This is a genomic window from Actinomadura sp. NBRC 104412, from assembly GCF_030269515.1.
GTDB lineage: Bacteria > Actinomycetota > Actinomycetes > Streptosporangiales > Streptosporangiaceae > Spirillospora.
The window spans coordinates 108,092-134,492 of record NZ_BSTM01000015.1; the positions used below are offsets into that span (position 1 = coordinate 108,092).

Annotated in this window: 30 protein-coding genes; 18 read left to right on the top strand and 12 right to left on the bottom strand. The window is 70.5% G+C overall.

The window, feature by feature from the left end:
• The first annotated feature begins 4 nt into the window (after positions 1 to 4).
• From QSK21_RS20130 to QSK21_RS20160, 7 genes are read left to right on the top strand one after another with little or no spacing between them, the layout of a single operon-like run.
• Positions 5 to 1,420, top strand: coding sequence for an MFS transporter (locus QSK21_RS20130; protein WP_285697894.1), 1,416 nt, complete (start codon positions 5 to 7; stop codon positions 1,418 to 1,420).
• Positions 1,414 to 2,700 (top strand): Rieske 2Fe-2S domain-containing protein, encoded by a 1,287-nt coding sequence (locus QSK21_RS20135; RefSeq protein WP_285697897.1) that lies wholly within the window; start codon positions 1,414 to 1,416, stop codon positions 2,698 to 2,700. The genes QSK21_RS20130 and QSK21_RS20135 overlap by 7 nt, the downstream gene beginning before the upstream one ends.
• Positions 2,701 to 2,743: 43 nt before the next feature.
• Positions 2,744 to 3,814, top strand: coding sequence for an ABC transporter substrate-binding protein (locus tag QSK21_RS20140; protein WP_285697900.1), 1,071 nt, complete (start codon positions 2,744 to 2,746; stop codon positions 3,812 to 3,814).
• Positions 3,815 to 3,842: 28 nt separating this feature from the next.
• Positions 3,843 to 4,700 carry an ABC transporter permease gene (locus QSK21_RS20145; protein WP_285697902.1) on the top strand — a complete coding sequence of 286 codons (858 nt, stop codon included), beginning with the start codon at positions 3,843 to 3,845 and terminating at the stop codon, positions 4,698 to 4,700.
• Complete coding sequence (locus QSK21_RS20150) at positions 4,697 to 5,572, top strand: ABC transporter ATP-binding protein (protein WP_285697905.1); 876 nt, start codon at positions 4,697 to 4,699, stop codon at positions 5,570 to 5,572. The genes QSK21_RS20145 and QSK21_RS20150 overlap by 4 nt, the downstream gene beginning before the upstream one ends.
• A 2-nt stretch (positions 5,573 to 5,574) precedes the next feature.
• Positions 5,575 to 6,726 (top strand): zinc-dependent alcohol dehydrogenase, encoded by a 1,152-nt coding sequence (locus tag QSK21_RS20155; RefSeq protein ID WP_285697906.1) that lies wholly within the window; start codon positions 5,575 to 5,577, stop codon positions 6,724 to 6,726.
• Positions 6,727 to 6,766: 40 nt separating this feature from the next.
• On the top strand, positions 6,767 to 7,303 hold the full coding sequence (locus tag QSK21_RS20160) for a hypothetical protein (RefSeq protein WP_285697907.1): 537 nt from the start codon (positions 6,767 to 6,769) through the stop codon (positions 7,301 to 7,303).
• A gap of 522 nt (positions 7,304 to 7,825) precedes the next feature.
• On the opposite strand, the gene QSK21_RS20165 is transcribed toward QSK21_RS20160, so the two are convergent.
• The 4 genes from QSK21_RS20165 to QSK21_RS20180 form a co-directional block, all read right to left on the bottom strand.
• Positions 7,826 to 9,130, bottom strand: coding sequence for a hypothetical protein (locus QSK21_RS20165; protein WP_285697909.1), 1,305 nt, complete (start codon positions 9,128 to 9,130; stop codon positions 7,826 to 7,828).
• Between the two features lie 102 nt (positions 9,131 to 9,232).
• Complete coding sequence (locus tag QSK21_RS20170) at positions 9,233 to 9,562, bottom strand: Imm51 family immunity protein (protein ID WP_285697912.1); 330 nt, start codon at positions 9,560 to 9,562, stop codon at positions 9,233 to 9,235.
• Positions 9,563 to 9,616: 54 nt separating this feature from the next.
• Positions 9,617 to 9,982, bottom strand: coding sequence for a winged helix-turn-helix domain-containing protein (locus tag QSK21_RS20175; protein ID WP_285697913.1), 366 nt, complete (start codon positions 9,980 to 9,982; stop codon positions 9,617 to 9,619).
• Between the two features lie 17 nt (positions 9,983 to 9,999).
• A complete protein-coding gene (locus QSK21_RS20180) occupies positions 10,000 to 10,455 on the bottom strand; it encodes a hypothetical protein (RefSeq protein ID WP_285697915.1) in 456 nt (151 codons plus the stop codon).
• A gap of 177 nt (positions 10,456 to 10,632) precedes the next feature.
• On the opposite strand from QSK21_RS20180, the gene QSK21_RS20185 reads away from it, so the two are divergent.
• A complete protein-coding gene (locus QSK21_RS20185) occupies positions 10,633 to 11,454 on the top strand; it encodes an alpha/beta fold hydrolase (RefSeq protein ID WP_285697918.1) in 822 nt (273 codons plus the stop codon).
• 23 nt (positions 11,455 to 11,477) lie between these two features.
• On the opposite strand, the gene QSK21_RS20190 is transcribed toward QSK21_RS20185, so the two are convergent.
• A complete protein-coding gene (locus QSK21_RS20190) occupies positions 11,478 to 11,894 on the bottom strand; it encodes a hypothetical protein (protein ID WP_285697920.1) in 417 nt (138 codons plus the stop codon).
• A 43-nt stretch (positions 11,895 to 11,937) separates the two neighbouring features.
• On the opposite strand from QSK21_RS20190, the gene QSK21_RS20195 reads away from it, so the two are divergent.
• Positions 11,938 to 12,213, top strand: a complete 276-nt coding sequence (locus tag QSK21_RS20195) for a hypothetical protein (RefSeq protein ID WP_285697922.1) — start codon at positions 11,938 to 11,940, stop codon at positions 12,211 to 12,213.
• Between the two features lie 88 nt (positions 12,214 to 12,301).
• Here QSK21_RS20195 and QSK21_RS20200 read toward each other — a convergent pair whose 3' ends face one another.
• Positions 12,302 to 13,168, bottom strand: coding sequence for a hypothetical protein (locus tag QSK21_RS20200; protein ID WP_285697923.1), 867 nt, complete (start codon positions 13,166 to 13,168; stop codon positions 12,302 to 12,304).
• A 146-nt stretch (positions 13,169 to 13,314) separates the two neighbouring features.
• On the opposite strand from QSK21_RS20200, the gene QSK21_RS20205 reads away from it, so the two are divergent.
• Positions 13,315 to 14,388, top strand: a complete 1,074-nt coding sequence (locus tag QSK21_RS20205) for a hypothetical protein (RefSeq protein ID WP_285697925.1) — start codon at positions 13,315 to 13,317, stop codon at positions 14,386 to 14,388.
• Positions 14,389 to 14,536: 148 nt separating this feature from the next.
• The gene (locus tag QSK21_RS20210; protein WP_352231301.1) at positions 14,537 to 15,223 is read left to right on the top strand and encodes a peptide chain release factor-like protein; all 687 of its coding nucleotides are present in this window, start codon (positions 14,537 to 14,539) and stop codon (positions 15,221 to 15,223) included.
• A 6-nt stretch (positions 15,224 to 15,229) separates the two neighbouring features.
• Here the strand turns inward: QSK21_RS20210 and QSK21_RS20215 are convergent, their stop codons facing one another.
• The gene (locus tag QSK21_RS20215) at positions 15,230 to 16,171 is read right to left on the bottom strand and encodes an NAD-dependent epimerase/dehydratase family protein (protein WP_285697929.1); all 942 of its coding nucleotides are present in this window, start codon (positions 16,169 to 16,171) and stop codon (positions 15,230 to 15,232) included.
• Between the two features lie 103 nt (positions 16,172 to 16,274).
• On the opposite strand from QSK21_RS20215, the gene QSK21_RS20220 reads away from it, so the two are divergent.
• Complete coding sequence (locus QSK21_RS20220; protein WP_285697931.1) at positions 16,275 to 16,709, top strand: MarR family winged helix-turn-helix transcriptional regulator; 435 nt, start codon at positions 16,275 to 16,277, stop codon at positions 16,707 to 16,709.
• On the opposite strand, the gene QSK21_RS20225 is transcribed toward QSK21_RS20220, so the two are convergent.
• On the bottom strand, positions 16,706 to 17,629 hold the full coding sequence (locus QSK21_RS20225) for a hypothetical protein (protein ID WP_285697933.1): 924 nt from the start codon (positions 17,627 to 17,629) through the stop codon (positions 16,706 to 16,708). The two genes, QSK21_RS20220 and QSK21_RS20225, sit on opposite strands and share 4 nt — an antisense overlap.
• 350 nt (positions 17,630 to 17,979) lie before the next feature.
• On the opposite strand from QSK21_RS20225, the gene QSK21_RS20230 reads away from it, so the two are divergent.
• The 3 genes from QSK21_RS20230 to QSK21_RS20240 are packed head-to-tail and all read left to right on the top strand — an operon-like array spanning position 17,980 to position 20,520.
• Positions 17,980 to 18,816, top strand: coding sequence for an ABC transporter ATP-binding protein (locus QSK21_RS20230; RefSeq protein WP_285697936.1), 837 nt, complete (start codon positions 17,980 to 17,982; stop codon positions 18,814 to 18,816).
• 3 nt (positions 18,817 to 18,819) lie between these two features.
• Complete coding sequence (locus QSK21_RS20235; RefSeq protein ID WP_285697937.1) at positions 18,820 to 20,178, top strand: FtsX-like permease family protein; 1,359 nt, start codon at positions 18,820 to 18,822, stop codon at positions 20,176 to 20,178.
• A 60-nt stretch (positions 20,179 to 20,238) separates the two neighbouring features.
• The gene (locus tag QSK21_RS20240) at positions 20,239 to 20,520 is read left to right on the top strand and encodes a hypothetical protein (RefSeq protein WP_285697940.1); all 282 of its coding nucleotides are present in this window, start codon (positions 20,239 to 20,241) and stop codon (positions 20,518 to 20,520) included.
• 154 nt (positions 20,521 to 20,674) lie between these two features.
• On the opposite strand, the gene QSK21_RS20245 is transcribed toward QSK21_RS20240, so the two are convergent.
• Positions 20,675 to 21,610, bottom strand: coding sequence for a DUF6454 family protein (locus tag QSK21_RS20245; protein WP_285697942.1), 936 nt, complete (start codon positions 21,608 to 21,610; stop codon positions 20,675 to 20,677).
• A 176-nt stretch (positions 21,611 to 21,786) separates the two neighbouring features.
• Here QSK21_RS20245 and QSK21_RS20250 point away from each other — a divergent pair, with 176 nt between their 5' ends.
• Genes QSK21_RS20250 through QSK21_RS20260 form a run of 3 tightly spaced genes read left to right on the top strand, consistent with a single transcriptional unit; the run spans position 21,787 to position 23,960 of the window.
• Positions 21,787 to 22,596: an alpha/beta fold hydrolase gene (locus QSK21_RS20250; RefSeq protein ID WP_285697945.1), complete on the top strand. Its 810-nt coding sequence runs from the start codon at positions 21,787 to 21,789 to the stop codon at positions 22,594 to 22,596.
• Positions 22,597 to 22,631: 35 nt separating this feature from the next.
• Positions 22,632 to 23,477, top strand: a complete 846-nt coding sequence (locus tag QSK21_RS20255) for a helix-turn-helix domain-containing protein (protein ID WP_285697947.1) — start codon at positions 22,632 to 22,634, stop codon at positions 23,475 to 23,477.
• A gap of 15 nt (positions 23,478 to 23,492) precedes the next feature.
• A complete protein-coding gene (locus QSK21_RS20260) occupies positions 23,493 to 23,960 on the top strand; it encodes an NUDIX hydrolase (protein WP_285697948.1) in 468 nt (155 codons plus the stop codon).
• Positions 23,961 to 23,965: 5 nt separating this feature from the next.
• Here the strand turns inward: QSK21_RS20260 and QSK21_RS20265 are convergent, their stop codons facing one another.
• Genes QSK21_RS20265 through QSK21_RS20275 form a run of 3 tightly spaced genes read right to left on the bottom strand, consistent with a single transcriptional unit; the run spans position 23,966 to position 26,349 of the window.
• A complete protein-coding gene (locus tag QSK21_RS20265) occupies positions 23,966 to 24,799 on the bottom strand; it encodes a mycofactocin-coupled SDR family oxidoreductase (protein WP_285697949.1) in 834 nt (277 codons plus the stop codon).
• The gene (locus tag QSK21_RS20270; protein WP_285697952.1) at positions 24,796 to 25,638 is read right to left on the bottom strand and encodes a mycofactocin-coupled SDR family oxidoreductase; all 843 of its coding nucleotides are present in this window, start codon (positions 25,636 to 25,638) and stop codon (positions 24,796 to 24,798) included. Before QSK21_RS20270 ends, QSK21_RS20265 begins: the two co-directional genes overlap by 4 nt.
• A gap of 12 nt (positions 25,639 to 25,650) precedes the next feature.
• On the bottom strand, positions 25,651 to 26,349 hold the full coding sequence (locus tag QSK21_RS20275; protein ID WP_285697954.1) for a helix-turn-helix domain-containing protein: 699 nt from the start codon (positions 26,347 to 26,349) through the stop codon (positions 25,651 to 25,653).
• Positions 26,350 to 26,401 lie beyond the last annotated feature (52 nt).

Here is a 26,401-nt window from a genome sequence, read left to right on the forward strand (position 1 = left end):
TTTGATGAACGGTGTCGACGGTTCGGCAGGCGAAGCCCGCGGGCGGCTCGCCAGGCTCGCTCTACGCGGAACCCGCGGGCGGCACGGCGAGCGGCACGGCGAGCGGCACGGTCGGCACGGAGACCGCGGTCCCGCGGACTCCGGGCCGGGCAGGCCGGCGGCGGGCTTCGGCACCGCCCTCGCGCTCGCGATGGGCGTCGGACCGCTCGCGACGTACGGGATCAGCGCGACCGGCCCCCTGGTGACGGAGAGCCTGGACCTCAGCCGCACCGAGCTCGGCTCGATCGCGACGGTCACGTTCATCGCGGCGGCGCTGGCCTCCGCGCTGATCGGCCGGGCCGCCGACGTCTTCAGCGGACGGGCCGTCATGGCGATCCTGTTCGCCGGCGCCGGGGCCGCGCTGCTGACGGTCGCCGCCGCGCCGTCGTACGCGTGGCTGCTGGTCGCGGTCACGGCCTCCGGTGTCTTCCAGGCGTTGTCCAACCCCGTGACCAACCAGCTGATCTCGGCGAACGTCCCCGCCGGGAAGCGTGGCGTGCTGATGGGCGTCAAGCAGTCGGGCGTGCAGATGAGCCAGTTCGGGGCCGGGCTCGCGCTCCCGAGCATCGCCCTGGCCCTCGGCTGGCGAGGCGCGGCCGCCGTCTCCTCGGTGGTGGCGGTCGCCGGCCTGGTCCTGGTCCGCACCTCGGTGCCGGCGGCCGTGCAGACGCCACGCCCGCCGGGGCGCCGCCGCGCGGGCCGCCGGCTGCCGTCCGCCGTGTGGTGGCTGTGCGCCTACGGGTTCCTCACCGGCGCCGCGCTTCAGGCGACGAACGTCTATCTGCCCCTGTTCGGCTATGAACGGCTGGAGATGAGCGTGACCGCGTCGGGGCTGTCCGCCGCGGTCGTGGGCGGGGTCGGGCTCGCCGCACGCATCTTCTGGGGACGTGTCGCCGACCGGACCCGACGGCCGCATTCCCTGCTCGCGCTGCTCGCGGCGGTGTCGGCGGGCGCGGCGCTGCTCCTCATGGCCGCCGCCCTGGCCGGGACCGCCTGGACGATGTGGCTCGCCGCCGTGCTGTTCGGCGCCTCCGGCATCGCGACCAACGTGGTGGTGATGCTCGCGGTGGTCCAGGTCAGCGAGCTGAGCGTCGTCGGGGCCGCGTCGGGCATGCTCGCGTTCGGCCAGTACCTCGGCTTCGCCCTCGGCCCCGTCTCCCTCGGCGCCGCCGTGGACGGGCTCGGCACCTACACCTCCGGTTGGGCGTCGGTGGCGGCGGTCTACGCGGCGGCGGCCGCTCTCGCGCTGCTGTGGCGCGGGCGGGACGGTCCCTCCCCGGACGCCGCCCACGCATCGACCCCCACGATCCCCCAGGCGCCGCGCTCGGGGCCGGACAGGCACGGACCCGGGCCCCGCGAGCAGGAAGGACGAGCATGCTGACGAGGGAAAAGAACGAACTGCTGGTCAGGACCGGACCCGGCACCCCCATGGGCGAGTTGTTCCGCCGCTACTGGATCCCGGCGCTGCTGTCCGAGGAGATCCCCGAGCCCGACTGCCCGCCCGTCCGGGTGAAGCTGCTGGGCGAGGAACTGATCGCCTTCCGCGACACCGAAGGCCGGATCGGGCTGCTGGACGAGTTCTGCGCCCACCGCACGGCGTCGCTGTTCTTCGCGCGCAACGAGGAGTGCGGGCTGCGCTGCTCGTACCACGGCTGGAAGTTCGACGTGGACGGCAACTGCGTCGACATGCCCTCCGAGCCCGAGACCTCCACGTTCAAGAACCGGGTCAGGCTGAAGGCGTACCCGTGCGTGGAACTCGCCGGGATCATCTGGACCTACATGGGCCCGCCCGAGCGGCGCCCGGCGCTCCCCGAACTCGAATGGGTCACCCTCGACGCCGACCGGCGGTTCGTCTCCAAGCGCTGGCAGGAGTCGAACTACCTCCAGGCCATGGAGGGCGGGATCGACTCCAGCCACGTCTCGTTCGCGCACCGCTACAACATCGACGACGACCCCATGCACGCCGGCACCGAGGGGCTGAAGTACCTCAAGGCGGACACCCGGCCGAAGTTCGAGGTGGCCGAGTCGGACGGCGGGCTGGTCATCGGGGCCCGGCGGACCGCCGGCGACCGGTCCTACTACTGGCGGATCACCCAGTGGATCATGCCCTGGTACACGATCATCCCCCCGTTCGGCACGCACAACCCGATGGGCGGCCACGCCTGGGTCCCCATCGACGACGAGAACTGCTGGGCGTGGAGCATCAATTACCACCCGACCCGCGCGCTGACCGAGCCGGAACTGGCGTCCATGCGAGCCGGTGAGGGCATCCACGTCAAGTACATCCCCGGCACCTACCGGCCGCTGGCCAACAAGACCAACGACTACCTCATCGACCGGACGGCGCAGAGGGAACGCCGCTCCTTCAGCGGGGTCGAGGGCATCTCCGCACAGGACTTCTCGCTCCAGGAGTCCATGGGCGCCATCGTCGACCGCTCCAAGGAACGGCTCGGCACCAGTGACGCCGCCATCATCCTCGCCCGCCGCCGCCTGCTGGACGCCCTCAAGCTCCTGGACGAGGAGGGCCCGCTGCCGGGCGCCGCGCCGGAGCACCAGCGGGTGCGTTCCGCCTCCCTCGTGCTGCCCGACTCCGTCCCGTTCCAGGAGGGCGCGCGTGACGCCCTCATCGCGGTGCCCGGACGGGAATTCGTCTCCATCTGACGTCGGCGGGCCTGGCAGGCCCCGAAAGGAAGGAACGACCGACATGAAGCCGATCACCAGGGCGTCCGGTGCCGGGATGGCGGCGCTGGTCGCGTCCGCGCTGCTCGCCGGTTGCGGCGGCTCGTCCTCCGAGGCGGGAGAGTCGTGCTCCGGCCAGAAGGTCACCGTCGGCATCACGAACAGCGCCAGTGACGCCCCGCTGTACGTCGCGGACAAGCGGGGCCACTTCAAGGAGCAGGGCCTGACGGTCACGTTCCAGCCGTTCGACTCCGCCGCCAAGATGATCGCCCCGCTCGGCTCCGGCCAGCTCGACGTCGGCGCGGGCGCCCCCTCCGCCGGCTTCTACAACGCCGTCTCCCGCGGGCTGCCGTTGCGCATCGTCGCCGACAAGGGCTCGATGCCCAAGGGGTACGGCTACATGCCGGTGATGGTCCGCAAGGACCTGTACGACTCCGGCAAGGTCAAGAAGGCCGCCGACCTGAGGAGACTGAAGGTCGCCGAACCCGCGCAGGCGACCGCCACCTCCTCCACCCTCGCCGCCTACCTCCAGACCGGAGGGCTGAAGTACAACGACGTCAAGCACGAGTACATCGGCTTCGCCCAGCACGTCACCGCGTTCCAGAACGGGGCGATCGACGCGAGCCTCACCACCGAGCCGTCCGCCACCGTCGCCGAGCAGGCGGGCGTCGCGGTGCGGATCGCCTCGCCCCCCGACTTCTACGACAAGCAGCAGCTCGCCGTCCTGCTCTACAGCGGGAAGTTCGCCGAGCAGAAGAACCTCGGCACCTGCTTCATGACCGCCTACCTCAAGGGCGCGCGGGACTATATGGCCGCCTTCGACGGGGGCAAGCTGGTCAAGGGCGCCAAGGGCGACGAGATCGTCAAGATCGTGACGGCCGCGACCGGTCTCAAGGCGTCGGTCTACACCGCCGCCGTCCCCAACTACGTCGACCCGGACGGGAAGGTCAACGTCACGGGCCTCAAGCGCGACCACGACTTCTTCAAGCAGCAGGGGCTGCTGCAGGGCGATGTCGACGTCGACGAGATGGTCGACTCCTCCTTCGCCGAAGCCGCCGTGGCCAAGCTCGGCAACGCCGGGTCGGCGGGCTCCTGAACCGGCCGCAGCCGAGAGGAGAATGCGCATGTCCGCCACTGACACCGCCGACGGCAAGGTCGGCACCGGGACCGGCGCGGCCACGCGGCGGCGGTCCCCCGCCGTACCGGAGAGGCGCCGCCTGTTCGGACGGCGCGGCCGGGACACGGCGCTCACCGCCGGCAGCCCCATCGCGCTGCTGCTGGTCTGGGAGGCGCTGGTACGGACCGGAGCGCTGGACGCGCGGTTCTTCCCCGAGCCCAGCGCCATCATCGGTCAGATGTGGACGATGATGGGCAACGGCGAGCTGTGGGAGCACATAGGCGCGAGCATGCAGCGCCTGCTCCTGGGGTTCTGGCTCGGTCTCGTCCCCGGGCTGGTGCTGGGCGTCGTCATGGGCCTGAGCCGCCCGCTCCGCGCGGCGATCGGCCCGCTCGTCTCCGGCACCTACCCCATCCCCAAGAGCGCCCTGCTGCCCCTCATCCTGCTCATCTTCGGGCTGGGCGAGATGTCGAAGATCGTCATGGTGGCGATCGGCGTCTTCTACCCCGTGGTGCTGAACACGATGGCGGGCGTCATGCAGATCCAGCCGATCTACTACGACGTCGCCAAGAACTTCGGCGCCCGCAGATGGCAGGTGTTCCGGACCGTGGCCCTGCCCGGCGCGATGCCCAGCATCATGACCGGCATCGAGCTCGGCACCGGCCTCGGGCTGATCCTGATCGCCATCGCCGAGATGGTCGGGGCCAAGACCGGCCTCGGCTACATGATCTGGAACGCCTGGGAGCTGTACTCCGTGGAGACCATGTACGTCGGTCTCCTCGTCATCGCCGTGATCGGCTACCTGCTGTCCCTGCTGATCTCCGGAATCTCCCGTCTCGTCATGCCGTGGAGGGCGGACCGATGAGCGCCGACCCGCAGACCATCGACACCGACACCGGCACGGCCGACGTCAAGATCGCGCTTCGCGGGGTGACCAAGCGGTTCGGCGCCTCCGGCCGTGGCGTCACCGCACTGGACGGCCTGACCCTCGACATCCCCCGCGGCCAGTTCTTCATGATCGTCGGGCCGAGCGGCTGCGGGAAGACCACGCTGCTGCGGATCCTGGCCAATCTGGAGCGGCCCACCGGCGGCGAGGTCGACGTCCGCAGGACGGCCGAGGACCGGCCGGAGAACTCCATGGTGTTCCAGGGCGACTCGATCTTCCCCTGGATGACCGTGTGGGCGAACACCGCCTACGGGCTGCGCATGCGGGGCGTGCCGGCGAGCGAGATCCGCGACATCGTCGGCCACTACCTGGACAAGACCGGGCTCACCGCCTTCCGCGACGCCTACCCGCACGAGCTGTCCGGCGGCATGCGGCAGCGCGTGTCCATCGCCAGGGCGTTCGCGAACGACCCCGACGTGCTGCTCATGGACGAGCCGTTCTCCGCGCTGGACGAGCAGAACAGGACCCTGTTGCAGGGGGAGCTGCTGCGGATCTGGGACGAGACCCGCAAGACCGTCGTGTTCATCACCCACTCCGTCGACGAGGCGGTGACGCTCGGCGACCGGATCATGGTGATGACGGCGCGTCCCGGACGGGCCAAGTCCTTTGTGGACGTCCCGTTCGAGCGGCCGCGCGACGTGCTCGAACTGCGGCACCGGCCGGAGTACGGGGAGATCGTCTACGACATCTGGCAGCACCTGCGCGACGAGGTCGATCGCAGCCAGCGGGCGCAGAGCACCCCGCCGCCGCGAAGCCTGGTGCAGCGGCTGGCCCGGCGCGGCGGGAGGTGAACGTGGCGACCGGTCCGGCCGACACCGCGCGTGCCGCCGATACCGCGTTGTCCGCCGACCAAGCCCTGGCGAGCGTCGCCTTGGGCCACGGCCGCTCGGAGATGCGCACGTTCCCCCTGCGCGACCACCCGCCGGACGCGGGCTGGCTGCGGGTGGAGGCCAGCGGTGTCTGCGGCACCGATGTCGGCCTGTTCGCGGGCGCGCTCGATGGGCCCCGCATCCTGGGGCACCACGTGCTCGGTCAGATCGCGTCGCTCGGCGACGTGGCGGCGGCCCGCTGGGGCCTGCGTCCGTCCGACTGGGTGGTTCTGGAGGAGTACCTACCGTGCGGCGAGTGCCAGATGTGCCGCACGGACCGGTACCGGCTCTGCGCCGACACCGACCTGTGGAAAGGCGGACGCAGGATCGGCCTCGTCGACGCCGCCGAGGAGCCGGGCCTGTGGGGCGGCAACGCCCAGTACCTCTACCTGCCGCCGAACGCCGTACTGCACCCGGTGCCCGAAGGGCTCGCGCCAAGCCTGGCGGTGTGGGCGCTGCCCCTGGCGAACGCACTCGACTGGGTGCTCGGCGCCGGACGGCTGGGCGAGGGCGAGACGATCGTGATCCTCGGCCCCGGCTACCACGGGATCGCCGCGGCGGCGGTCGCGCGTGACGCCGGCGCCGAGCACGTCGTCGTGTGCGGCCTGCCCCGTGACCGGGCGCGGTTGAGGCTCGCCGAGTCCCTTGGCGCCACCACGCTCGAGCCGGCGGGAGACGACCTCGCCGGCGCCGTCGCCGATCTCACCGGCCGGTCCGGCGCCGACGTCGTCCTGGATCTCGTGGCGGCCGGCCCGGAGACGCTGGGCGACGGGGTCGGGCTGCTCGGGCAGGGCGGCCGCCTGGTGCTCGCCAGTCCGAAGTCTCCCGCCCTGGCGGGCGTGGACACCGCCGCCCTGATCCGCCTCACCGCCGGGGTCGTGGGAGTGCGCGGCCGTAGCCCTCAACGGGTACGGGAGAGCCTCGCGTTGCTGCGACGTGGCGGGCTGGGACTGGAGCGGGTGCCCACCGAGGAGGTGCCGCTGGCGGAGGTCGGCTCGATGCTGCAACGCCTTGCCGCGGGCGAGGGGCCGGACACGCCCCACGTCGTGGTGCGCCCGTGGCCGGCCGATCGGTGAGCGCCACATCGAGCGTCACAGAGGAAACGGAGGATCGGTGATGGACCCGGCGAGGCGCGTCTACGAGGCCCGCGTCCTGATCATCCCGCACGGGCCATCGGCGCTCGCGGCCGAGGCGGAGATGCGGGAGCTCGGGCTCGACGGCGTCATGTCCCTCCACCCGGGAGACGATGCCCACGGCTCCGCCGGCCTGCGGGTCCGGCCGCTGTCGAACGACGGCTGGGCACGACCCGCGCCGGTGGACCGCGTGGGCGACGCCGTCGCGGGAGCCGACATCGTCGTCCTGTTCGCCGCCGACCTCGCCGAGGTCGACACCGCCGCCTGCCACGCCGCCGCCGACGCCGCGCGGGCGGAGGGCGCCCTGATCGCCGCGCTGATCGTCCGGCCGGACGCCACCGGCGGCACGGCAGCCGACACGACGGGCGGCGCGACGGACGGCACGATGGGCGGCACGGCGGCGATGGCGGCCTTGCGCGCCGCCGCCGACATGGTGGTGATCGTGCGCGGGCCGGGGTCGGCTTCGGCGTTCCTCGACGTTCTGCGCGGCGGGCGGCGGGAGACGGCCACCGTCTCCTGACCGCCCGGGGGCCGCCCCGGCATCGTGTCCGGATCATGCCCGGTCATGACGAGGGCGATTGCGCGACGCCGTTGGTCAGCGCCGCTTGGACGATGCGGATGGCCCCCCCGGTGTCGAGGCCGACGGTGATGACGGCGGCGTACCCGGCGGCGGCGCGGGCTGCGCGTTCGCGTCCCTTCTCGCTGGACGGCGGACACGAGAAGCCGGCTGATCCGCGGGTCTCGATCAGCCCTGCCCCCTCCAGTTCCCGGCCAGGCGGCGGATGGTCGGCGGCCCTGAGATCGCGGCCTGGGCCTGTTTCAAAGTCGGTCGGAGTCCTTCGTTGATGGCGGCGATGTGGACGGTGGCCTGGTGACGGACGTCGAGCTTGGCGTACCTGGTGGCGGGTGCCCGGGTGGCGTTCGAGCCGGTTGATGTGGCACTCGATGGCGTGGGGGTCGTCTTCGTCGATGAACGCTCTACCGGAGACCTCGCTGCTTCGGCGCATGACACGCCACCACTCATCTCACGTCGAAACAGGACCTAGCCCTTCTCGTTTCGGCCGTGCCACTTCTGCAAGTGCGTGGCGTGGGTGCGCAGGTAGGCGCCGGGTTTGAAGAAGCGGTCGTAGAAGTCGGTGTCCAGATGGTGGGCCTGGACGTAATTCATGATGAACAGGGTCGGCACCGTGCCGGGGAACTTGCCGAACGTGTCGAACACGTATTGGGCCTGGAGCGCCACGCACGCCTTGAACTCGTCGTCGTGCATTTCGGCGCTTCCGCGGAATCCGGGACTGTCGGTCCAGGCTCCGGGGGTTTCGCGGTGGAAGGGACCACCCGGCCCGAACTTGCGTTGGGCGAAAGCCTCGACGGCCGCCGCCATATCGCTGTAATGGGGCGGGCAGTAGGCTTCGAAGACGCCCTCCCGGCCGGTGGGGTTGGGCGTCGACCAACGTTCGTCCTCGTCATAGCGGAAGCCGAGACCGGGAACCTCCGGGTCGCCCGAGGCGCCGAGCATCGAGAAACGGTCGATCCCGTCGAACATCCAGCCGCCGAGCCCCATCGCCTGGAGCATCAGTACGCCTCCGTAGCAGGAGGTGGCGAGTTCGGCCGTGGCCTCGGTCAGCGCGTACTGCTCGGCGAAGGTGAGCGGGTACGGGTCGTCGATGTCGACCCGGCGATGGAACCGCTCAAGTCCGGGAATCCTGCGGTCGTTGACGTCGTCGTAGATCGCGTAGCCGTTCTGAGCGAAGAAGCACAGAATCGCTAGGAGATGCTGCGCTATGTCCGCCACCGGAATCACGAGCAGCGAGCCGGGAACGTTGACGCACCAGGTGTTGTGCCCCTCAAGGTAGGGCTCCTCCGCGGGCAGGTGGAGCCGCTTGGTGGAGAGCCGTCGCAGCCGACCGCGATGGCGCTCGACCATCAGTTCCGGCGTGACCTCTTCCGTGGACGGGTCGACGAGCGCGCCGGTGTCACGGGTCGGGAAGAAATACAGGCCCGAATCGTCGGTGAAGAACAGCTCGGCCGTGTGGAATCCCGCCGCCGAGGGGAACGTCCGTCCACCGGCCGCGGCGGGATAGTTCGCGACGTGCGGTGCGTAACGGGCGTGGCGCGTTATCGAGTAGTGCCAGCCCGTCGTCCCGCCCATCGCGCTCAACACGAGCATCCGTTCGAGTTCGGTGAGCGGAAGCGGCTCGTGCCTGGAACGGTAGGCGAGCGGGCCGTCCGGAATCTCGTCGCCCAGCGCGAACCGCCGGGAACGGCGACCGAAAAGCGCCTCCACGAGCGGGAGGGCGGCCAACTCCCGCAGTGCCTCGGCCTCGGTGGACATCTGCGTGGGATCCATCAGGCCGTACCCCCATCAGGCTTCAGGTCTTCGACCCCACCTAACCTGCCCGCTGCGACCGGCGGCACACCATCGGTCCCGCGAGGAACGGCGCTCGTGGTCTCAGTCGTCGAACGCGAAGCCGTCGGCCTCCGCCGAGGTGATGAGCGCCCGCATGCGGGCGGGGTCGGTGGCGGCGGCGGCCATCAGCGCGCCCAGTTCCTCAAGAGCGGCCCGATCCGTGCCGTACGCGCAGAACGTGTCGCCTTCCGGGTCGAAAGAGAAACGCTCGTCGAGGCCCGGCGCCTCCGTGCTCACCAGGAGCCGCGCGACGCCTTCCCAGAAATACCCGTTGGGCTCATGACCGAGTTCCTCGACGAGCTCGTCCACTTGTGTCGTCCCCGCGGCCAGCGGCAACGAGAACTTCCCGGGCACGGTTTCGATCAATCGCATCGGAGTCACCGGCGAAGCGTCGCAGCCCTGAAGGAGACTGGCAACCTCTTCGCGTCAGCCCGCTTGTGCGGAGGAATGGCGCCCTGGGTCGTCCACGGGTTCGTCGTCCGCCGCGGGTTGCGGGGCCGGGATCCGGGCGGCCGTGACGATGCGTTCCAGCGCCGCCGCGTGCCGCTGGAAGGCGTGCCTTCCCTCGGGGGTCAGCCGCACGCTGGTGCGCCGCGTCCGCCCGCCGGTGTCCTTGCGCACCGTGACGTACCCCGCCGACGCCAGGGCGGAGATCTGCTTGGACAGCGCCGAGTCGCTGGTCTCGATCGTGTCCCTGAGAAAGCCGAAGTCGACCCACTCGGCGGGCGCCAGCAGCGCGACGATCGACAACCGCGCGGGGACGTGCAGGAATTCGTCGAACCGCGGATCCATGGATGGCCCCTGCCGTCCTAGTCGATGGTGGCCTTGATGCCCCGGCGGACCAGAGGCGTGATCGCGAGATAGGCGGCGACCGTCACCGCGGCGGCGACGACGGACTGGGAGACCACCCCTTCGGACGGCAGACCGAGCCAGAAGTGGGCGGTGATCCGGGAGGCGCCGAAGACCGCCAGCAGCGCGACCACCATCGCCATGTAGATCCCCGCCTCCCGGGCGGTGGCCTTCCTGCGGACCGAGGCGCGGTGACCGTAGACGATCCCGACGCCCGCCCACAGGGTGAACCCGAACACGGTGCCGGCGGTGGCCCACGGGTCCGGGAGATCGGCGGCCGCGAAGCCGGCGAAGAGCCCCAGCGCCGAGATCAGTACGTACGGCAGCGGGAACAGCCCGCGGACGATCTCCTGGCGGGTCCTGTCCTGGAGCCGACGGATGGTGTCGAGCGATGACTGGGCGTCCTGAGGGTTCATGGCCTCCCCCGATGGTGCACTTTCCTGACAGGAAAGTAGCACCTGCTTTCCTCACAGGCAAGTCGCCGTCCGTACTGCGGACGTGACCGACCGCACGGGTGAAGCCGGTTCGGCTCCGCATCGCCGCCGTCGTTCGCGCCAGGTTAGGTCCCCGGCGTGCAGGGGACAGCAGATGCCATGAGCACTATCACCGCCAAGGACGGCACGGAGATCTATTACAAGGACTGGGGTGAGGGTCCGGTCGTGACGTTCTCCCACGGCTGGCCGCTGAGCTCGGACGCGTGGGACGGGCAGATGCTCTTCCTGGTGCAGCACGGCTTCCGCGTGGTCGCGCACGACCGGCGTGGTCATGGCCGATCCAGCCAGGCCACCTCCGGGAACGACATGGACGGCTATGCCGACGACCTCGCCGCCGTGATCGAGAACCTCGACCTCAACGACGTCTGCCTGGTGGGCCACTCCACCGGCGGAGGCGAGGTCGCGCGCTACATCGGGCGGTACGGGACGGGGCGGGTCGCCAAGGCGATCCTGATAGCCGCCGTGCCGCCCATCATGGTCAGGACCGAGGCCAATCCCGAGGGGCTGCCGATCGAGGTCTTCGACGGAATGCGCGAATCCCTGTTCAAGGATCGCTCACAGTTCTACAGAGATCTGGCCATACAGTTCTATGGCGCCGACAAGACCGACGCCAACGTGTCACAGGGCATCCTCGACCAGTTCTGGCTCTGGAGCATGCAATCAGGTCTCCTCAACGCCTACCAGAGCATCAAAGCCTTCTCCGAGACCGACTTCACCGAGGATCTCGCCAAGTTCGACATCCCGACCCTGGTGCTGCACGGGGAGGACGACCAGATCGTCCCCGTCAACGACTCGGCGCGGAAGTCGGCCCGGCTCATCGAGGGCGCGCGGGACATCTACTACCCCGGCGCCCCGCACGGCATCACCGCCACGCATCAGGACCAGGTCAACGCCGACATCCTGAACTTCCTGCGGAGCTGAGCCGACCGGCGGGCACACACCGCTCAGAACCCGAACGCCCGTGCCACCCGTCCGACCAGTTCGTCCTCGTCCATTTCCGGTGCGCCCGACCTCCTCACGCAGACGATCGGTGAACATCCGGTCGCGCTCCAGCAGGTTGTGCCGGGCCAGTTCGGGATCGCCTGTCCTGCGCGGGATCTCCCGGCCGCGGCCACCGCCCGGCGGAACTCGGGTGCCGACAGCGGCCAGACCGCGTAGCCGGGCTCCACCGTCAGCGCTTTGACCAGGCGGGGCAGCAGCCGGACCCCTTCGGCGATCACACGGTTCCCGCCTGGCGCGCGCAACAGATCCTCGACGATCAGGCCGAAGCCCTCACCCCTGCACCAGTGAAAGGTGTACAGCATCGTCTCTGGCGTATTGCGTCCAGCGTGGTCGGACATCACCTCGTCGGTCGAGTACACGCGCAGCCCGTGTAGAGCGGCGATGCGCCGGGCGATGGTCGGCTTGCCCGATTGGCATGCCCCGCTGTGGCGCTACCTGCGGGGCATGGCCGGCTCCGCGCACCTCGCGGACGACCTCGGCCACAAGACATGGGTCGCCATGGTGCTCCCGATGCACCATGTGGCTGTGGGACTGGCAGCAGGGCTCGCGCTCGTGGTCAGTGCGGTGACCGTCGTGGCCGGGACGGCGCTGGCCGTGGGCACGCGCCACCAGAGCCCGGACGATGGGCGTTGCCCCTGGTGGGCTTCGCTCTCGTCACGGCGGCGGGACTCGCCTTGATCCGGGCACGGTTTCGCTGTCGCGAATCGCTGCGGGTGAGGGACGCTCGGCGACAAGAGCCCTCTTAACCTCGCTGTCCGCGTGGCCTCTAGAAATAACTGGGCTGCGGGTAGACCTCGATGCGCCTCGGGTCGACGGTGGGCGGGACGCCGGTCGCTCTGATCCGCTGGATCGACCAGCCGGGCGGGAAGCGCGTCCAGGAGACGGTGTCGGCCGGATGGGTACCGCCGACGATCTTGCCCGTCGAGTCGCGGAGGATGGCCGATGCATGGCCGTTCCCCAGAACCTCCGACGCGCCGGACTCGACGCGGAAGGTGATCGTCAGATCGTGCCGGCGGGTGCGGTGCACCTCGGCCCGCAGCGGCTCGCCGAGCAGGTAGAACTGGTCCCGGTCGACGCGGTGGAGGTCGCCCTTGACCAGGCTCGCCGTGAGCCGGACGGCGCGCAGGTCGTTCGGCTTGATCCATTCGGCCTTGCCGAGGGTGAACCGGAGCCGCCTGGCGCCGTCCCGTGCGACGTAGGTGGCGTCGCCCAGGCCGAAACGGCCGCCGGGCGGAATGAAGGCGGTTTTGCGCTCGCGGGCGTGGGCGCTCGTCTTCGTGATCAGTTGCCGTCCCCTGGCGTCGAGGATGTCGACGGTGATGGGGACCGAGACGACCGAGGTCCTGCTGGTGTTCTCCACGATCAGACCCCAGCTCACCCGGTGCTCACCGGACGGGTCCCGGAGGCGGGTGAAGCCATGCTCGACGAGGCGGACCGTCCCGCCGTCGGCCGCCGAGGCGCTGGGTGAGGCCAGGACCCGTGGCTTGGGGCCGGACTCGTCGGCGAGTACGGGCTCGTCCGCGCCGCCGGGACGGGCGAAGGCCACGAGGAGGGCGAACACCGCCACGGCCGTCCACAGGGAGGGCCGGTTGATCGCTTGGGCGAGCCGGTAGGACTGTTCGTCCTCATCCATGGCGGTTCCCCTCCCGTGGCGATTGTGGCGTGAGAACGGGTGAGCCCGTTCCGTACGTGGCCGGATGCGGCCAATGAAGGGCGCGCAACGGGCGGGTGACATCTCATTCTCGCTCAAAGATGCTCAAGGAACGAGGGGCGGCCGACGTGAAGGAATTTCGATACCGGCGGCGCCGGACAGCGGCGGCCGGGATGTTCCTTGCCGGTGTCGTGCTGGTCTCCCTGATCCAGACGGCGCGCGCGGAACCCGACACGGCCGCTCTCGTCCGCGACTACCTGGAGGCGATCAAGGAGCGGGATGTCGGAAAGGCGTTGAGAATCGCCCGCGTCGACCGCCCGGAAGGGGAGGCGGGACGGTTCCTGGTGCCCGAGGCCCTCGACGAGGACTGGACGATAGTCCGCATCACCGAGACCTTCGCCTCCGACTACAGCGATCACGCCGAGGTCACCGTCGTCCTGGCCGGCGAGGACCGGAAAAGGCACGAGTCCACAGTCAAGGTGCTGAAGGAGAACGGCGGCCTCCGGATCGAAGAGCCGCTGGTGACGTGGCGGTTCGCGATGACCCCGCTGCTCTACGTCGAGGTCGGCAAGGTCCGGATCCCTTTCCGGAAGGGACCCGACGCGGCGAGCGTCGAATACCGCCTCCTCCCCGGCTTCTATCGCTTCTACCAGGGGCGGCCCCAGAGCCTTGTCAGCGTGAAGCCGGCTCAGGAGCCGGTGCTTCCCGGGGACGGCGACGTTCACCGGGAGATCGCCGGCTCACCGACCTTCACCGTCACACCGGCAGGGCAGCGCGCGGTGTCGGCCGCCTACAACGCCTTCATCGACCAATGCGCGAAGGCACGCGGCAGGCCTGACGCCACCTGCCCGTTCGGCTTCGAAAGCGCGGGCTATGTGAGGACGCGGGACGAGATCGTCCTGGATCCGGAGGCGATCTCCTGGAAGGTGCGCAAGTACCCGACGATCGTCGCCCTGCCCGGAGGGGGCGGCCTCGAACTCGTGGACCGGGAACGCGGAGCAGTCGAACTCCACGGCATCGGCCGCGTCCAGGAGGACGGGCCGAAGCGGAGGTTCACCGTAACCTGCGACGCGCTCTCCAACTCCCTCCATGCGGCGGTGGGAATGGACGGCAAGATCTCGATCATCCCGGCCGGGCGGCGCCTGGGCCAGGGCGCGCCGATCAGGGAGACCTGCCGCCAAGCCCCGCTCCTGGTCCGCTGACACCCGACCGGTGCGGACGGCCGCCGCTAAGTAATCCGCTTGGCGAGACTCCGGGTGTGTGAGAGCGTGAAAAGCATGTTCGCTCCTGGGCGTCGATGAGCCGTGCGCCGCGTCGCGGCGCTCGTCATCGACCCTTCTCTCCTTTCTTCTGCCCAGGAGCCTTGCCATGTGTGTCGTGGAGATCCGTCCTGGCGAAGGCGGCGCCGACGCGCTCGCCTTCGCCGTCGAACTGGCCGATACCGTCACCGCTTGGGCCGTCCGCCGAGGCTGGCCGGTCGACCGTTCCGCGGCCGAACCGGGCCGCACCATCGTCATCACCTTGAACGGGGTCGCCGAGGCCGAGGTCGCGTGGTTGTCCGGGACCCATCGTCTCCAGCACGAGCCCCGGAACGACAGGCGTGGCCGCCGGCACACCTCCACCGCGACCGTCGCGGTGATGCCGCAGCGGCCCCGTCCCCACGGGCCGTTCGTCCGGGACGAGGACCTGCGCGTCCAGACCATGCGCGGACGGGGGCGCGGCGGCCAGCGCAAGAACAAGGTGGAGACCGCCGTCCGGCTCCACCACCTGCCCACCGGCATCGTCGTCACCCGGACCACCGGCCGGTCCCAGGCCGCCAACCTCGCCTCGGCCCGCACCGAGCTGGAGGAGCGGCTTCGCCTCCAGGACGCGCGCCGAGAGCGGCAGGACACCGATCGCCTGCGCCGTGCCCAGGTCCGGTCCGAACGGTCGGCCAAGACCTTCACCCACAACGCCCAGCGCGCGGAGGTCGTCGACCACACCACCGGCCGGCGCTGGCCCCTGCGGACCTGGCGGCAGGGCCGGCTCGACCGGTAGGGGCGTTCAGTACTCGTTGCCCGCGCGCAGCCAGGCGATGTAGTCGGCGACGGAGCGTTCGGTGTCGTAGGCGGGCGCGAAACCGGTGTCCTTCTGGAGCCGGGTGATGTCGAGCCAGCTCGGGCGCCCGGTCCCTCCGGTGGGGAGGTCGATCCGGGCGTCCGGGACGACCTGCTTGATCGCGGCGATGAGCTCCACGTTGGTGGTCGCGCGCCCGGACGCGACGTTGTAGGTGCGGTGGCCGAGCCGGTCGGCGAGCTGGAGGAGCGCGATGGCCCGTCCGGTGTCCTTCACGTAGCACAGGTCGATGGAGTCCTCCGCGTACGCGGGCGCGCGCATGGGCCTGAGATCCGGCTCGGTCCCGTGGACGGCGGCGCGGACGAGTTCGGGGGCGGCGAAGAACAGCGGGCCGTGGGGGTCGAGCGGGCCCCAGGTCGCGGAGATCCGGCAGTTGACGATCTCGATGCCGGTGGTGTCCGCCAGATGGTCGTTCAGCAGCTCGCCGATCTTCTTGAAGGTCGGGATCAGGTGGGGCGCGGTCATGGGCAGCGGCAGGTCCTCGCTGAGCGGCCCCTCGCGGGTGAGGCCGCTGTAGACGCCGATCGTGCTCGCGACGCCCACTCGCCGCACGCCCCACTCCTGGGCGGCCTGGACGATGTTGAGCAGGCCGCCCACCGCCCTTCGCGTCGCCTCGACGGGCCGCTCCGGGTCGGGTGGCCACGGCATGGAGCCCGCCAGGTGGACGATGCCGGTGATCTCGTGGCGCTTGCCGATGTCGAGCAACCCCGGCAGATCGGTGATGTCGGCCCGCTCCACGATCACCCGTTCGCCGTCGAAGGGCGCCGGCGCGTTCCGGCGCTGGACGAGCACGCAGCTCGCGCCGAGGTCGAGCAGCGCCCGCACGGTGTGAGTGCCGATGAACCCCAGACCTCCCGTGACCAGGATCATTGCCATGCTCCCTTCATGTAGTTGAGCTGATTATCAGTAGTACTGACATTCAGCTTAGCGGTAGGATTGGGAGGTGTCCACAAGCGAGGGTCCGGGGCCCCTGGTGAGCACGCGTCTGGGCTACTTGCTCAAGCACGCGCACGTGCTGATGTCCGAGCTGCTCAACAAGGCGTTGGCGCCGTACGGCATCGATGGGCGCGAGCTGGGGGTGCTGCTCGTCCTCGCCGGACACGAGCCCGGTTCCCAACAGCAGGTGGCGCAGCGGCTCGGCGTCGACCGCACCACGATGGTCGCGCTCCTGGACACGCTCGAAGACAAAGGGCTGGTGTCCCGCCATCCGCACGCGAACGACCGACGCCGCAACGTGGTCGAGCTGACCGAGACGGGCAAGAAGACCGTCCGGCAGGCCATCGAGGCAAGCGACAAGGCCGAACGCGAGTTCCTCGCACCGCTCAGCCCTCAGGACGCGGAACGGTTCCGCGACGCGTTGCAGACGGTCGTCACCCGGCGGGACCAGGCACCGGACGGACAGCGTTAACGCTGAGCGGCCAGGACGGCCTGGGCCAGCGCGGCGACCTCGCGGTCCATGGCCGCCTTGGACGGACGGTCCCTCCGGCCGTAGTCGATGTAGAGCAGAAGGTTGGCGCGGCGTACCAGGAGCCTGCTGGCGGTGCTGTCAACGTGATCCCGTTTGGCCTGGTCACCGAGCTTCGGCGCCCGGGAGCCGTCGCCACGCCAGGCGGCGAACAGCGCCTTCGCGACCGCCGTGCCGGATTGCCCGGTGGCGGCGCTCGGGGGCGGCGCCTCCACGTACACGGTCAGATGGCTCAGGCCGGGCGGGGCGTCGCCGTCCGCCCACTTGCAGCCGCCGCTCACCCCGGCGTCGCCGGGAGCGAGGTCACGCCGCCGCGCACCGGCGACCAAGCGGCGCGCGGCCGCGTCGGCTTGCGCGCACACGTTCCCGACACTGCGATGTTCGCCCCGCTGGTAGGCGGGTGGAGCGGCGGGCTGCGGCCGGGCCCCGAGCCGGGCGCCGATCTCACCGGCCGCGCTCACGAGCCCGGCTTCCAGCACGGCGAAGGAGGACACGGCCGGGCCGTACTCGCCGATATCCGCCTTCTGCTCCGCGAAGAGGTCGACGACGATGTTGCGCACCCGTACCGCCAGCCGGACCTCATGGTGCTCGCCGGGCAGCCGGTTGACGTGGACGAGCCTCGCCTCGTCGCCCAGGCCGCGGACCGTGACTCCCCCGGGCGCCTTCGAGGTCGGGAGGTTCTGGAACCCGAGCCGCGCCTCATCGGTGGCGCTGCCGCCGAAACGCCTGGCGGGTGTGTGCAGGTGCGCCTCCGCCTGCAACCGGGCGAACATGTCGTGCTCGTTCACGGCCCTCCAGAGACACCGCCGTTCACCCATGTCGGTGGCGGCGACGCGAAGCCGCTGCATGGTGGCGGCCGACACGGATCGGCACCACCCGGCGGGGACCCGCTGGAACTCTCCGGACCGCCACTGCGGCGACGCGCTCGTGCCTTGGGCACCCGCCAGGCCATCGTTACCCGAGCACCCACTGATCAGTAGCACCACCGCGCCCAGGACCGCGGTGGCCGGCCGCGCCATGTCCATGTCCTGAAGAACGGTGAGGACCGGCAGGACGTTCAATCGTTCCGGCTCCAAGGAGGAGCGGGCTCGCGGTCGGCGAAGGTGGGTTTTTGCCTACCTTGATCGGCGTCTTTTCACCATCGTCGCGGGCTCCGCCGGTTCATAGCGTCTACATCGCCCCCCCGAAATGCAGATCGATGGAGGTAAGGACGATGAGGGGACGCAGACATGGACCCGCGGCCAAGGGGCCCGTCGAAGAGGCGCTCCGGCTTGAGGGAGTGCGCAAGGTCTACGGTTCGGAGGACAACCGGGTCACCGCGCTGGACGGGGTCTGGCTGTCACTGCCATCGGGGACGTTCACGGCTGTCATGGGCCCGTCGGGCTCGGGCAAGAGCACCCTGCTGCATTGCGCCGCGGGTCTGGACCGGCCGAGTTCGGGCCGGGTGTTCGTGGACGGCATGGAGTTGCCGGTGAGTGAGGTGTCGCCGTCCACGAAGAAGGGGCACGCCGGTGGTGGTGAGACGGCGCTGACCAAGTTCAGGCGGCGGCGGATCGGGTTCGTGTTCCAGCGGTTCAACCTGCTGCCGACGCTGACGGTGACGCAGAACGTGACCCTGCCGCTGAAGCTGTCGGGCAGGCGGGCCGACAAGGCCAGGGCACGGGAGATCCTGGCCCGGGTGGGCCTGGGCGACCGTCTCGACCATCTGCCGTCCGAGCTGTCGGGAGGCCAGCAGCAGCGGGTGGCGATCGCGCGGGCGCTGGTGACCGAGCCGGCGGTGGTGTTCGCGGACGAGCCGACCGGGGCGCTGGACTCGCGCAGCGCGCGGGAGGTCCTGGCGCTGCTCCAGGAATCGGTGCGGGTCTATGGGCGCACCGTCGTGATGGTCACCCACGACCCGGTCGCGGCCTCGTACGCGGACGCGGTGCTGTTCCTGGCGGACGGCCGGCTGGTCGGCAACCTGCCCTCGCCCACCGCCGAGTCGGTGGCGGAACGCATGACCCACCTGGCCGACGAGGCCGAGCGGCAGCGCGCCACCGAGGGGGTGTGAGGGATGTTCGGTCTGGCGGTCAGGTCCCTGCGCAAGCGGGCGGGCGGGTTCGCGGCGAGTTTCGTGGCGATGTTCCTGGGCGCGGCGATGGTGATGGCGTTCGGCGCCATGGAGGACACCGCGATCTCCAGCGACGCCACCGGCGCCGCCGAGGAGACCCTGGTCACCATGACGATCGTCGTGGGCGGGTGGGGCAGCGCGCTGGTGATCCTCGCCGTCAGCTCCACGCTGGCCCTGTCGGTCCGGCAGCGGGCCGAGGAGATGGCGCTGTTGAAGAGCGTCGGCGCGACCCCGGCCCAGATCGGCCGGATGGTGGTCGGCGAGGCCACCGGCCTCGCCCTCGTCGCCTGGCTTCTGGCGATCGTGCCGGGGTTCCTGGGGGGTGCGGCGCTGCTGTCGCTGCTGCACTCCACCGACCAGGTGCCCGAGAGCGTGTCGTACGCCTTCGGCCCGGTGGCCCTGGGCATCGGGCTGACGCTCACCCTCGTCTCCGCGGTCGCTTCGGCGATCATCGCCGTCACGCGCACCGCCCGGGCCGCGGTGATGCAGTCGCTGGCCGACGCGTCGGTGGGCCGTACGCGGATGAGCCGCAAGCGCGTCGCCTTCGGGATCGTGTTCCTGCTCCTTGGGCTGAACCTGGCCGTGGTCACCGCCACGGTGATGAAGGACGAAGGCATGAACGCGATGGCAACCGCGGGGCAGGCCGACATCATGGCCTCGCTGGGGCTGGCGCTGCTGGCCCCGTGGCTGATCCGGCGGGCGGCGGGCGTGCTGTCGCATCCCTTGGGGCTGCTGTTCGGAGTGGCCGGTGAGCTGGCGGTGAGCACGCTGCGCCGGCGTACCCCGCAGATGGCCTCGGTGTTGATGCCGATCATCCTGTTCACCGGGATCGCGACCGGCTCGCTGTACCTCCAGCAGATCGAGAACGACGCCACGGCCGCGGCCGGGCTGGTGTCCACGGTCGAGCAGAAGAACATCGCGACGCTCAACTTCGTGGTGATCGGGATGATTCTGCTGTTCACGGCGGTGATGCTGGTCAACACGCTGCTCGCGGCGACCGCCTACCGGCGCGGGGAGTTCGGCCGGCAGCGCCTCGTCGGCGCCACCCGCGGCCAGGTCGTCGGCGCGGTGGCGCTGGAGGCCGCGGTGCTGATCGGGCTGGGTCTGGTGTGCGGCGTCTTCGCGGCGATGTTCACCGTCCTGCCGTTCAGCGTCGCCCGCGCCGACGCGCTCGTCCCCGATATCGGGCCGCTCATCTTCGTGGCGGTGGCCCTGATCACCACGGCCCTCACGGCCGTCACCGCGATCGCCGCCGCCAACCGCGCGGCCAAAATCTCGCCGGTGGAGGCCGCGAGCCTCTAGCGGCCCTGCCATGGGGGGGCGGGGTCCGCCGTCTCTGTGAGACGGCGGACCCCGGCACAGGTGCGCTACCTGCGTCTACCTGTGGTGGAAGTGGCCATGGTGATGGCCGTGACCGTGGTGGTGATGGTGGCCGTGGCCGTGGAAGTGGCCATGACCGTGGTGGTGGTGGCCGTGGTGATGGTGGTGGTGACCGTGATGGTGGTGGCAGGGGCGTCTCGGCGGGCACACCTGGGACTGCGCCGCCTGAGCGGTGGCCGTTTCCGTCGCGTTCGCCGCGGCCGCGGGGCCGAAGGCGGTCAGGCTCGCCGCCACGACGAAGCCGGCGGCGGTCAGCGCCGCTGAGCGCAAGGGAGTCGAAATCCTCATGGTTCCCTCCAGGGGTTGGGGCACGAAGGCCCATGTGTCACATGTCACATACCCTCACCGCACGCATCCGACTACAGAGAGTAAGTAGATCATTTCGGCGGATCGGGCCCACCCCGCTCGGGACCGGGAGTCAGTCGATCGGGGTCTCCAGGACCATGAGCCGGGTGCCGCCGGGCTCCTCACCGTCGTCGGGCGCGGCCCACATCCGCAGCACGCCGCCGGCGGTCTCCAGGTGAACGGGGTTGCGGGTGACCACGTGCCGGTTCGCCGACAGCGTGGTCACCGGGACCTCGTGACCGATGGCGCCGGTCCGCAGGTCGACCACCGCGATGCCGCCCAGGTCGAACCGTCCTCCGGAGGCGAGCGGGAACTCGGTCAGCCCGGTGCAGACCGCCGTGCCGTCCGACGCGGCGGCGCAGTCCTGGAAGTCCACGTAGTGACTCTCGTTCAGGCCACGGCGCAGCAGCCGGCCTCGATCGGTCCAGGTGAACATGCGGCGGGATCCCCAGGAGACGCCGTGCACCCGGCCCGTCTTCCGGTCGCGGACGACACCGCCGACATGGTCGCCGTACCGGAACGCCTCGGTGGCCCGCAGCGTGCGTGGATCCACGCGATACACGATCGACCGTGAGTCGGGCCGGTACTCCGCGACCGGAACCCACAGCGACCTGCCGTCGAAGTCGATCCCGCCCGGGTGGTACATGGTTCCCTCACCCAGCGTGATCTGCCGCAGCAGGCGGCCCGACAGGTCGAGCTCGAAAAGGTGCCCGCGTCCCCTGCCCGGGGTGCGGTCATAGCCGTCGACCGGCTCGGGGTAACGGACCGGCGGTTCGATGACCTCGACGCTGGAGAGGTACAGCCGGTCTCCGACCCGCGCGAGCCCCTGGGGATGGAAGGTCGGGAACGTCAGGTCGAACTGCCGGGTGACGGTCCATGCGGCGCCGCGGTCCAGGCTCTGTACGGCGGACACCACCTGGTCGGGGCGCCGCGACGCGATCCCGGCGTCCGCGGACAGGCCCAGCGTCAGCACGAGGACCGTGGCGGGCACGGCATAGCGCAGCAACATCCTGTCGCCTCCTTACGGCGGGCTTCTCTGACGCGCCGCACTCAACCACTCCGCCCGGCATCTCCGGGACCCCGCGAATGATCGAAAGATGACCGTTGGATGAAACCCCAGGTCGCACAGCCGGCGGGAACATTTGTCCAAGACCGGTGAGCGAACCTCGATGCATCGTTCGGTGCATGAGTGAGTCTGAGGTCAAGAGCTCCCATCGGATGCACGTGATCCACGACGGTTCGCGCCGGGCGTCGCCGCTGCTGCTCATTCACGGGTCGGGGGCCTCGAGCGGCTGCTGGGCCCCGCTGGTCCCGGCGCTCGCCGGCCGCCACCATGTCGTCCGGGTCGACCTGCCGGGCTGCGGCCAGTCCCCGCCCGCCGCGTCGTACGACGTACCCGACCAGGCGGGGCGGGTGGCGCGGGTACTGGACGATCTCGGCATGGACCACGTCACCGTGGTCGGGCACTCCGGCGGTGGCTATGTCGCCACCGCGCTCGCCGAACGGCGTCCCGATCTGGTGGGGTCGATCGCGCTGGTCAGTACCGGGCCGCGTCCGGACGCGCTCCTTCCGCAGCCGGTGATCCTGCGGGTGCTGCTGGGGCCGCCGTTCGGACCGCTGCTGTGGTCGAGGCGTTCGGACGCGATGATCCGTAAGGGGATCGCGGCGACGGCCGCCCGGCCGGTGGACATCCCCGACGACATGGTGGCCGAGCTCAGGGGCACCACCTACCGCGCGTTCAGGGAGGTGCTGCGGAAGAACGGCGCGTACATCGCCGAACGGAGCGTGCCCGAGCGGCTCGCCGCCCTCGACGTCCCCGTCCTGGTGATCTTCGGTGCCGCCGATCCTCGCTGGGACCCGTCGTCGGCACGCCACTACGAGGCGGTGCCGGGCGCGCGGGTCGAGATGCTGGACGGCGTCGGGCACCTGCCCATGTTCGAGGCGACCGAGGCCACAGGCGAACTGCTGTCGGCCTTCGCCGCCGTGGGACGCTGACGCCCCGGCTTGGGGCGCGCGCATAAACTGCTCGCATGCTGCCGGCCGGGACGCCGTTCGACTGGACGGGTGCAGAGGTCGCCGTCCCCTGCCCGTCGCATCGGCTGCCGGGGATCAGCATGGCCGGGTTCCGGCATCGCGTCTCACAAGGCTCCGGCATCGCCATGGTCGCGCACCCGTCCGTCACCCTGCTCGTCGATCTGAGCGAGGGGGAGGGCATCGTCTACGACCGCGCCGGCCGGCGCGAACGCGGCAGCGTCGTCGTCGGGCTTCTGCCCGGCGAGCTGCGTGCCACCGGCCACGGGACCGGAGAGTGCTTGCAGATCCGGCTGGAACCGGACGTGGCGGCCGACGTGCTCGGCGTGTCCACCGAGCTCACCGGGACGCTGGCGCCCCTCGCCGATGTGTGGGGCCGCGAGGCCGGGCGGGTCGAGGACAGGTTGCGCTCCGCGACGTCCTGGGACGAACGGTTCGCGACCGCGGCGGACACCCTCGCCCGGCGGATCGGATCCCGCCCCCCGGTGGATCCGGAGGTCGCCCATGCCTGGCGGCGGACGCTCACCAGCCGGGGCCGGGTGCGGGTCGAGTGCCTGGCCGAGGAGGTGGGCTGGAGCCGCAAGCGCCTGTGGGCCCGTTTCCGGTCGCAGCTCGGCATCACCCCCAAACGCGCCGCCCGGCTCGTGCGCTTCGACCACGCCGCCCACCTTCTGGCGGCCGGTCACGCCGCCGCGGGCGTCGCCACCCGCAGCGGCTACGCCGACCAGTCCCACCTCCACCGTGAGGTCAAGACGTTCACCGGGCTCACCCCCGCGGCCGTGGCCACGGCGCCATGGCTCGCGATCGACGACGTCGCCTGGCCGCGGACCGCGCGGCCCCGATGACGGGGAGCGCTTGTCGTGCCCGCGCACAAGACCAGCCCGCACAAGACCGTCCCGCAGAAGACCGTCACGGAGAAGGCGCTGTGCTACATCGTCCGTGACGGTCGATTGCTGGTCTTCCGGCACACCGGCCACAGCTGCGAACGGGTCGGAATCCAGGTCCCGGCCGGGACCGTCCGGCCGGACGAGACCCCGGAGGAGGCGGCCCTTCGGGAAGCCCAGGAGGAGACGGGCTTCACCGGGTTCTCGATCGTGCGGAAGCTCGGCGAGGTCACGTACGACATCACCCCTTACCGATTCGAGATCCAGCGCCGCCACGTCTTCCATGTGCGGCTCGCCGAACCCACTCCGCCACGGTGGGCCGGCCGGGAACTCCATGACGGTCAGGGGGATCCGACCGACTTCGAGTGCTTCTGGATTCCGCTGGAAGACGGCCATGTCCTCCAGTCCGGCCAAGGCGCGTTACTCGGGGCGCTCTACGACTGAGATGCCTATCTCCAGACCGCGCCGGCGTCGATCGGCAAGGCCACGCCGGTGATGTAGCGCGCCATGTCGGAGGTGAGGAACAGGAGGGCGTTGCTGACGTCGACGGATTCGATCCAGTCCACCGGAAGCAGCGCCGTCGCGCGGGAGGCCGCGGCGAACTGCTCCTTGGTGGGGTTCTCCTCTTCGGGGACGAAGAGGCGGTACATCACGTCGTTCTGGATCATGTCGGTGTCGACCTGGGTGGGGTTGACCGTGTTGACCCTGATGCCGTGCGGTGCCAGCTCGACGGCGAGGGCGCGCATGAGCCCCACGACGCCGTGCTTGGCCGCGACGTAGTGCGCGACGTTCGGGTACGACTTGAGCCCGGCAACGGAGCTGGTCAGGACGATGGACCCGCCGCGCCCGCCCGCGAGAATGTGCGGGATGGCGACCTTGGTCGTGCGCCACACCCCGGTGAGGTTGACATCGATCATGTCCCGCCAGGCCCGCTCGCTCAGTTCGCCGAGGGAGCCGCTCGACAGGATCCCGGCGTTGGCCACGACGATGTCGAGGCGGCCCAGCTCGCGCACGCCGTCGTCGACGGCCGCCCGCAGGCTCCCGGTGTCGCGGACGTCGGCGGGGCGCGCGACGATCCGCCGGCCGAGCGCCTCGACCTGCCGTACCGTCTCGGCCAGGTCCTCCGCGGTGGCGAGCCCATAGCCGACCGTGTCCATCTGCTCGCAGATGTCGACGGCGATGATGTCCGCGCCCGCGGCGGCCAGCGTGACGGCGTGACTGCGGCCCTGGCCGCGGGCGGCGCCGGTGATGAAGGCGACCTGTCCGTCCAGCGAGGTGTTCATCGGGCCAGCACCCCCGCGTCGACCGGCAGTCCGATGCCGGTCACGAACCGCGCCTCGTCGGAGGCGAGGAACGCGACCGCGTCGCTGACGTCGGACGGGTCGAGCCAGGGCGTCGGCAGCAGCATTCCGTCCTGCGAGGCGGCGGCGAACTGCTCCCTCGTGGGTTCCTCGACGTCCGGGACGAACAGCCGGCGGACCAGCGGATTCTGGATCATGTCGGTGTCGACCTGGGTCGGGTTCACCGCGTTGACCCGGATGCCCTGCGCGCCCAGCTCCTGCGCGAGCGTCTTGGTCAACCCCATCAGCGCGTGCTTCGCCGAGACGTAGTGGGCGATGCCGCCGTACGGGCGCAGCCCCGCCGTGGAGCTCGTGATCACGATGCTGCCGCCGCCGGAGCCGATCAGATGCGGGGCGGCGGCCTTGCACGTGATCCACACCCCGGTGAGGTTGACGTCGATGACGTCCTGCCACACCTCGTCGGTCAGTTCCCAGCTCGGGACGCCGCCGCTGTGGATGCCGGCGTTGGCCACGACGATGTCGAGCCGGCCGAGCCGGGCCACGGCGTCATCGACCGCGGCGCGCGTCCCGTCCAGGTCGCGCACGTCGGCCACCGCCGTGACGACCTCGCGGCCGGTGGCGGTGACGAGCCCGGCGGTCTCGGCCAGGTCGTCCGGTGTGGACAGCGGGTACGGAACGGTGTCGATCTGCCGGCAGAGGTCGAGCGCGATGATGTCGGCGCCCTCCTCGGCCAGCCGGACCGCGTGGGCGCGGCCCTGGCCGCGTGCCGCGCCGGTGACCAGCGCGACCCTTCCTTCTGCGCGTTTACGGTTGACGGCCAACGAACGGCTCCTTCACAGGACGGGAGTGCCGCCACGGCCCACGACTATCCAGATCGACACCGACTCGACGTCGAACGGATTGTGCAGCCGGTGGGGTGTCATGGATTCGAAGCGGATGGAATCCCCGGCATTGAGTTCGTAATGGGTGAAGCCGACCTGGACGTGCAGCCCACCGGAAATGACGTACCCGTACTCCACGCCGGGATGGTGGATCAGGCTGTCCTCGGGACAGGACTCGCCTCCGGGCGCGTAGACGACGTGCAGGAAGTCGTTCTCCGGGTCGTGGTCGGAGGTCAGCCGTCCCCACACCGCCTTGTCCATCCGCAGCTCGTGCCGGCGGTCGCCGCGCTGGAGCGGCGACCCGGGCTCGGTGTCGCGCTGGTCGGGCACGGAGGGGCGGCCCGCTTCCTTCTGGATCAGCTTGAGCCCCTGCGCCGGAGGGCCGGACGACGCGGTGGAGTCCACGGGCATCAGGTCGTCCAGTGGCACACCCATCTCGGTGGCGATCGCGTACAGCGTGCCGACCGATGGTTTCGTACGGCCGAGCTCGACCTGGGATATGAAGCTCGGCGACACGTCGACCCGCCTGGCCATCTCGCGTACGGACATCCCCGCGGCCAGTCGCGCTTTCCGCAACTTCTGCCCCACCGTGTCGAGGGGGGAGGCGGAATTGGGCGGCGGACCGTCTGCGGGGTCGCTCGATGTGCTCATGGGGTCCCCATTCACTGTTACGAGTTCACCTTCAAAAGGAAGTCTCAGGCAG

Excerpts from the sequence above, each read along its gene's own strand:
- QSK21_RS20130 (WP_285697894.1), top strand. The coding sequence starts at position 5 with ATGAACGGTGTCGACGGTTCGGCAGGCGAAGCCCGCGGGCGGCTCGCC.
- QSK21_RS20135 (WP_285697897.1), top strand. The coding sequence starts at position 1,414 with ATGCTGACGAGGGAAAAGAACGAACTGCTGGTCAGGACCGGACCCGGC.
- QSK21_RS20140 (WP_285697900.1), top strand. The coding sequence starts at position 2,744 with ATGAAGCCGATCACCAGGGCGTCCGGTGCCGGGATGGCGGCGCTGGTC.
- QSK21_RS20145 (WP_285697902.1), top strand. The coding sequence starts at position 3,843 with ATGTCCGCCACTGACACCGCCGACGGCAAGGTCGGCACCGGGACCGGC.
- QSK21_RS20150 (WP_285697905.1), top strand. The coding sequence starts at position 4,697 with ATGAGCGCCGACCCGCAGACCATCGACACCGACACCGGCACGGCCGAC.
- QSK21_RS20160 (WP_285697907.1), top strand. The coding sequence starts at position 6,767 with ATGGACCCGGCGAGGCGCGTCTACGAGGCCCGCGTCCTGATCATCCCG.
- QSK21_RS20165 (WP_285697909.1), bottom strand. The coding sequence starts at position 9,130 with ATGGATCCCACGCAGATGTCCACCGAGGCCGAGGCACTGCGGGAGTTG.
- QSK21_RS20170 (WP_285697912.1), bottom strand. The coding sequence starts at position 9,562 with ATGCGATTGATCGAAACCGTGCCCGGGAAGTTCTCGTTGCCGCTGGCC.
- QSK21_RS20175 (WP_285697913.1), bottom strand. The coding sequence starts at position 9,982 with ATGGATCCGCGGTTCGACGAATTCCTGCACGTCCCCGCGCGGTTGTCG.
- QSK21_RS20180 (WP_285697915.1), bottom strand. The coding sequence starts at position 10,455 with ATGAACCCTCAGGACGCCCAGTCATCGCTCGACACCATCCGTCGGCTC.
- QSK21_RS20185 (WP_285697918.1), top strand. The coding sequence starts at position 10,633 with ATGAGCACTATCACCGCCAAGGACGGCACGGAGATCTATTACAAGGAC.
- QSK21_RS20200 (WP_285697923.1), bottom strand. The coding sequence starts at position 13,168 with ATGGATGAGGACGAACAGTCCTACCGGCTCGCCCAAGCGATCAACCGG.
- QSK21_RS20215 (WP_285697929.1), bottom strand. The coding sequence starts at position 16,171 with ATGATCCTGGTCACGGGAGGTCTGGGGTTCATCGGCACTCACACCGTG.
- QSK21_RS20230 (WP_285697936.1), top strand. The coding sequence starts at position 17,980 with ATGAGGGGACGCAGACATGGACCCGCGGCCAAGGGGCCCGTCGAAGAG.
- QSK21_RS20235 (WP_285697937.1), top strand. The coding sequence starts at position 18,820 with ATGTTCGGTCTGGCGGTCAGGTCCCTGCGCAAGCGGGCGGGCGGGTTC.
- QSK21_RS20245 (WP_285697942.1), bottom strand. The coding sequence starts at position 21,610 with ATGTTGCTGCGCTATGCCGTGCCCGCCACGGTCCTCGTGCTGACGCTG.
- QSK21_RS20250 (WP_285697945.1), top strand. The coding sequence starts at position 21,787 with ATGAGTGAGTCTGAGGTCAAGAGCTCCCATCGGATGCACGTGATCCAC.
- QSK21_RS20255 (WP_285697947.1), top strand. The coding sequence starts at position 22,632 with ATGCTGCCGGCCGGGACGCCGTTCGACTGGACGGGTGCAGAGGTCGCC.
- QSK21_RS20265 (WP_285697949.1), bottom strand. The coding sequence starts at position 24,799 with ATGAACACCTCGCTGGACGGACAGGTCGCCTTCATCACCGGCGCCGCC.
- QSK21_RS20275 (WP_285697954.1), bottom strand. The coding sequence starts at position 26,349 with ATGAGCACATCGAGCGACCCCGCAGACGGTCCGCCGCCCAATTCCGCC.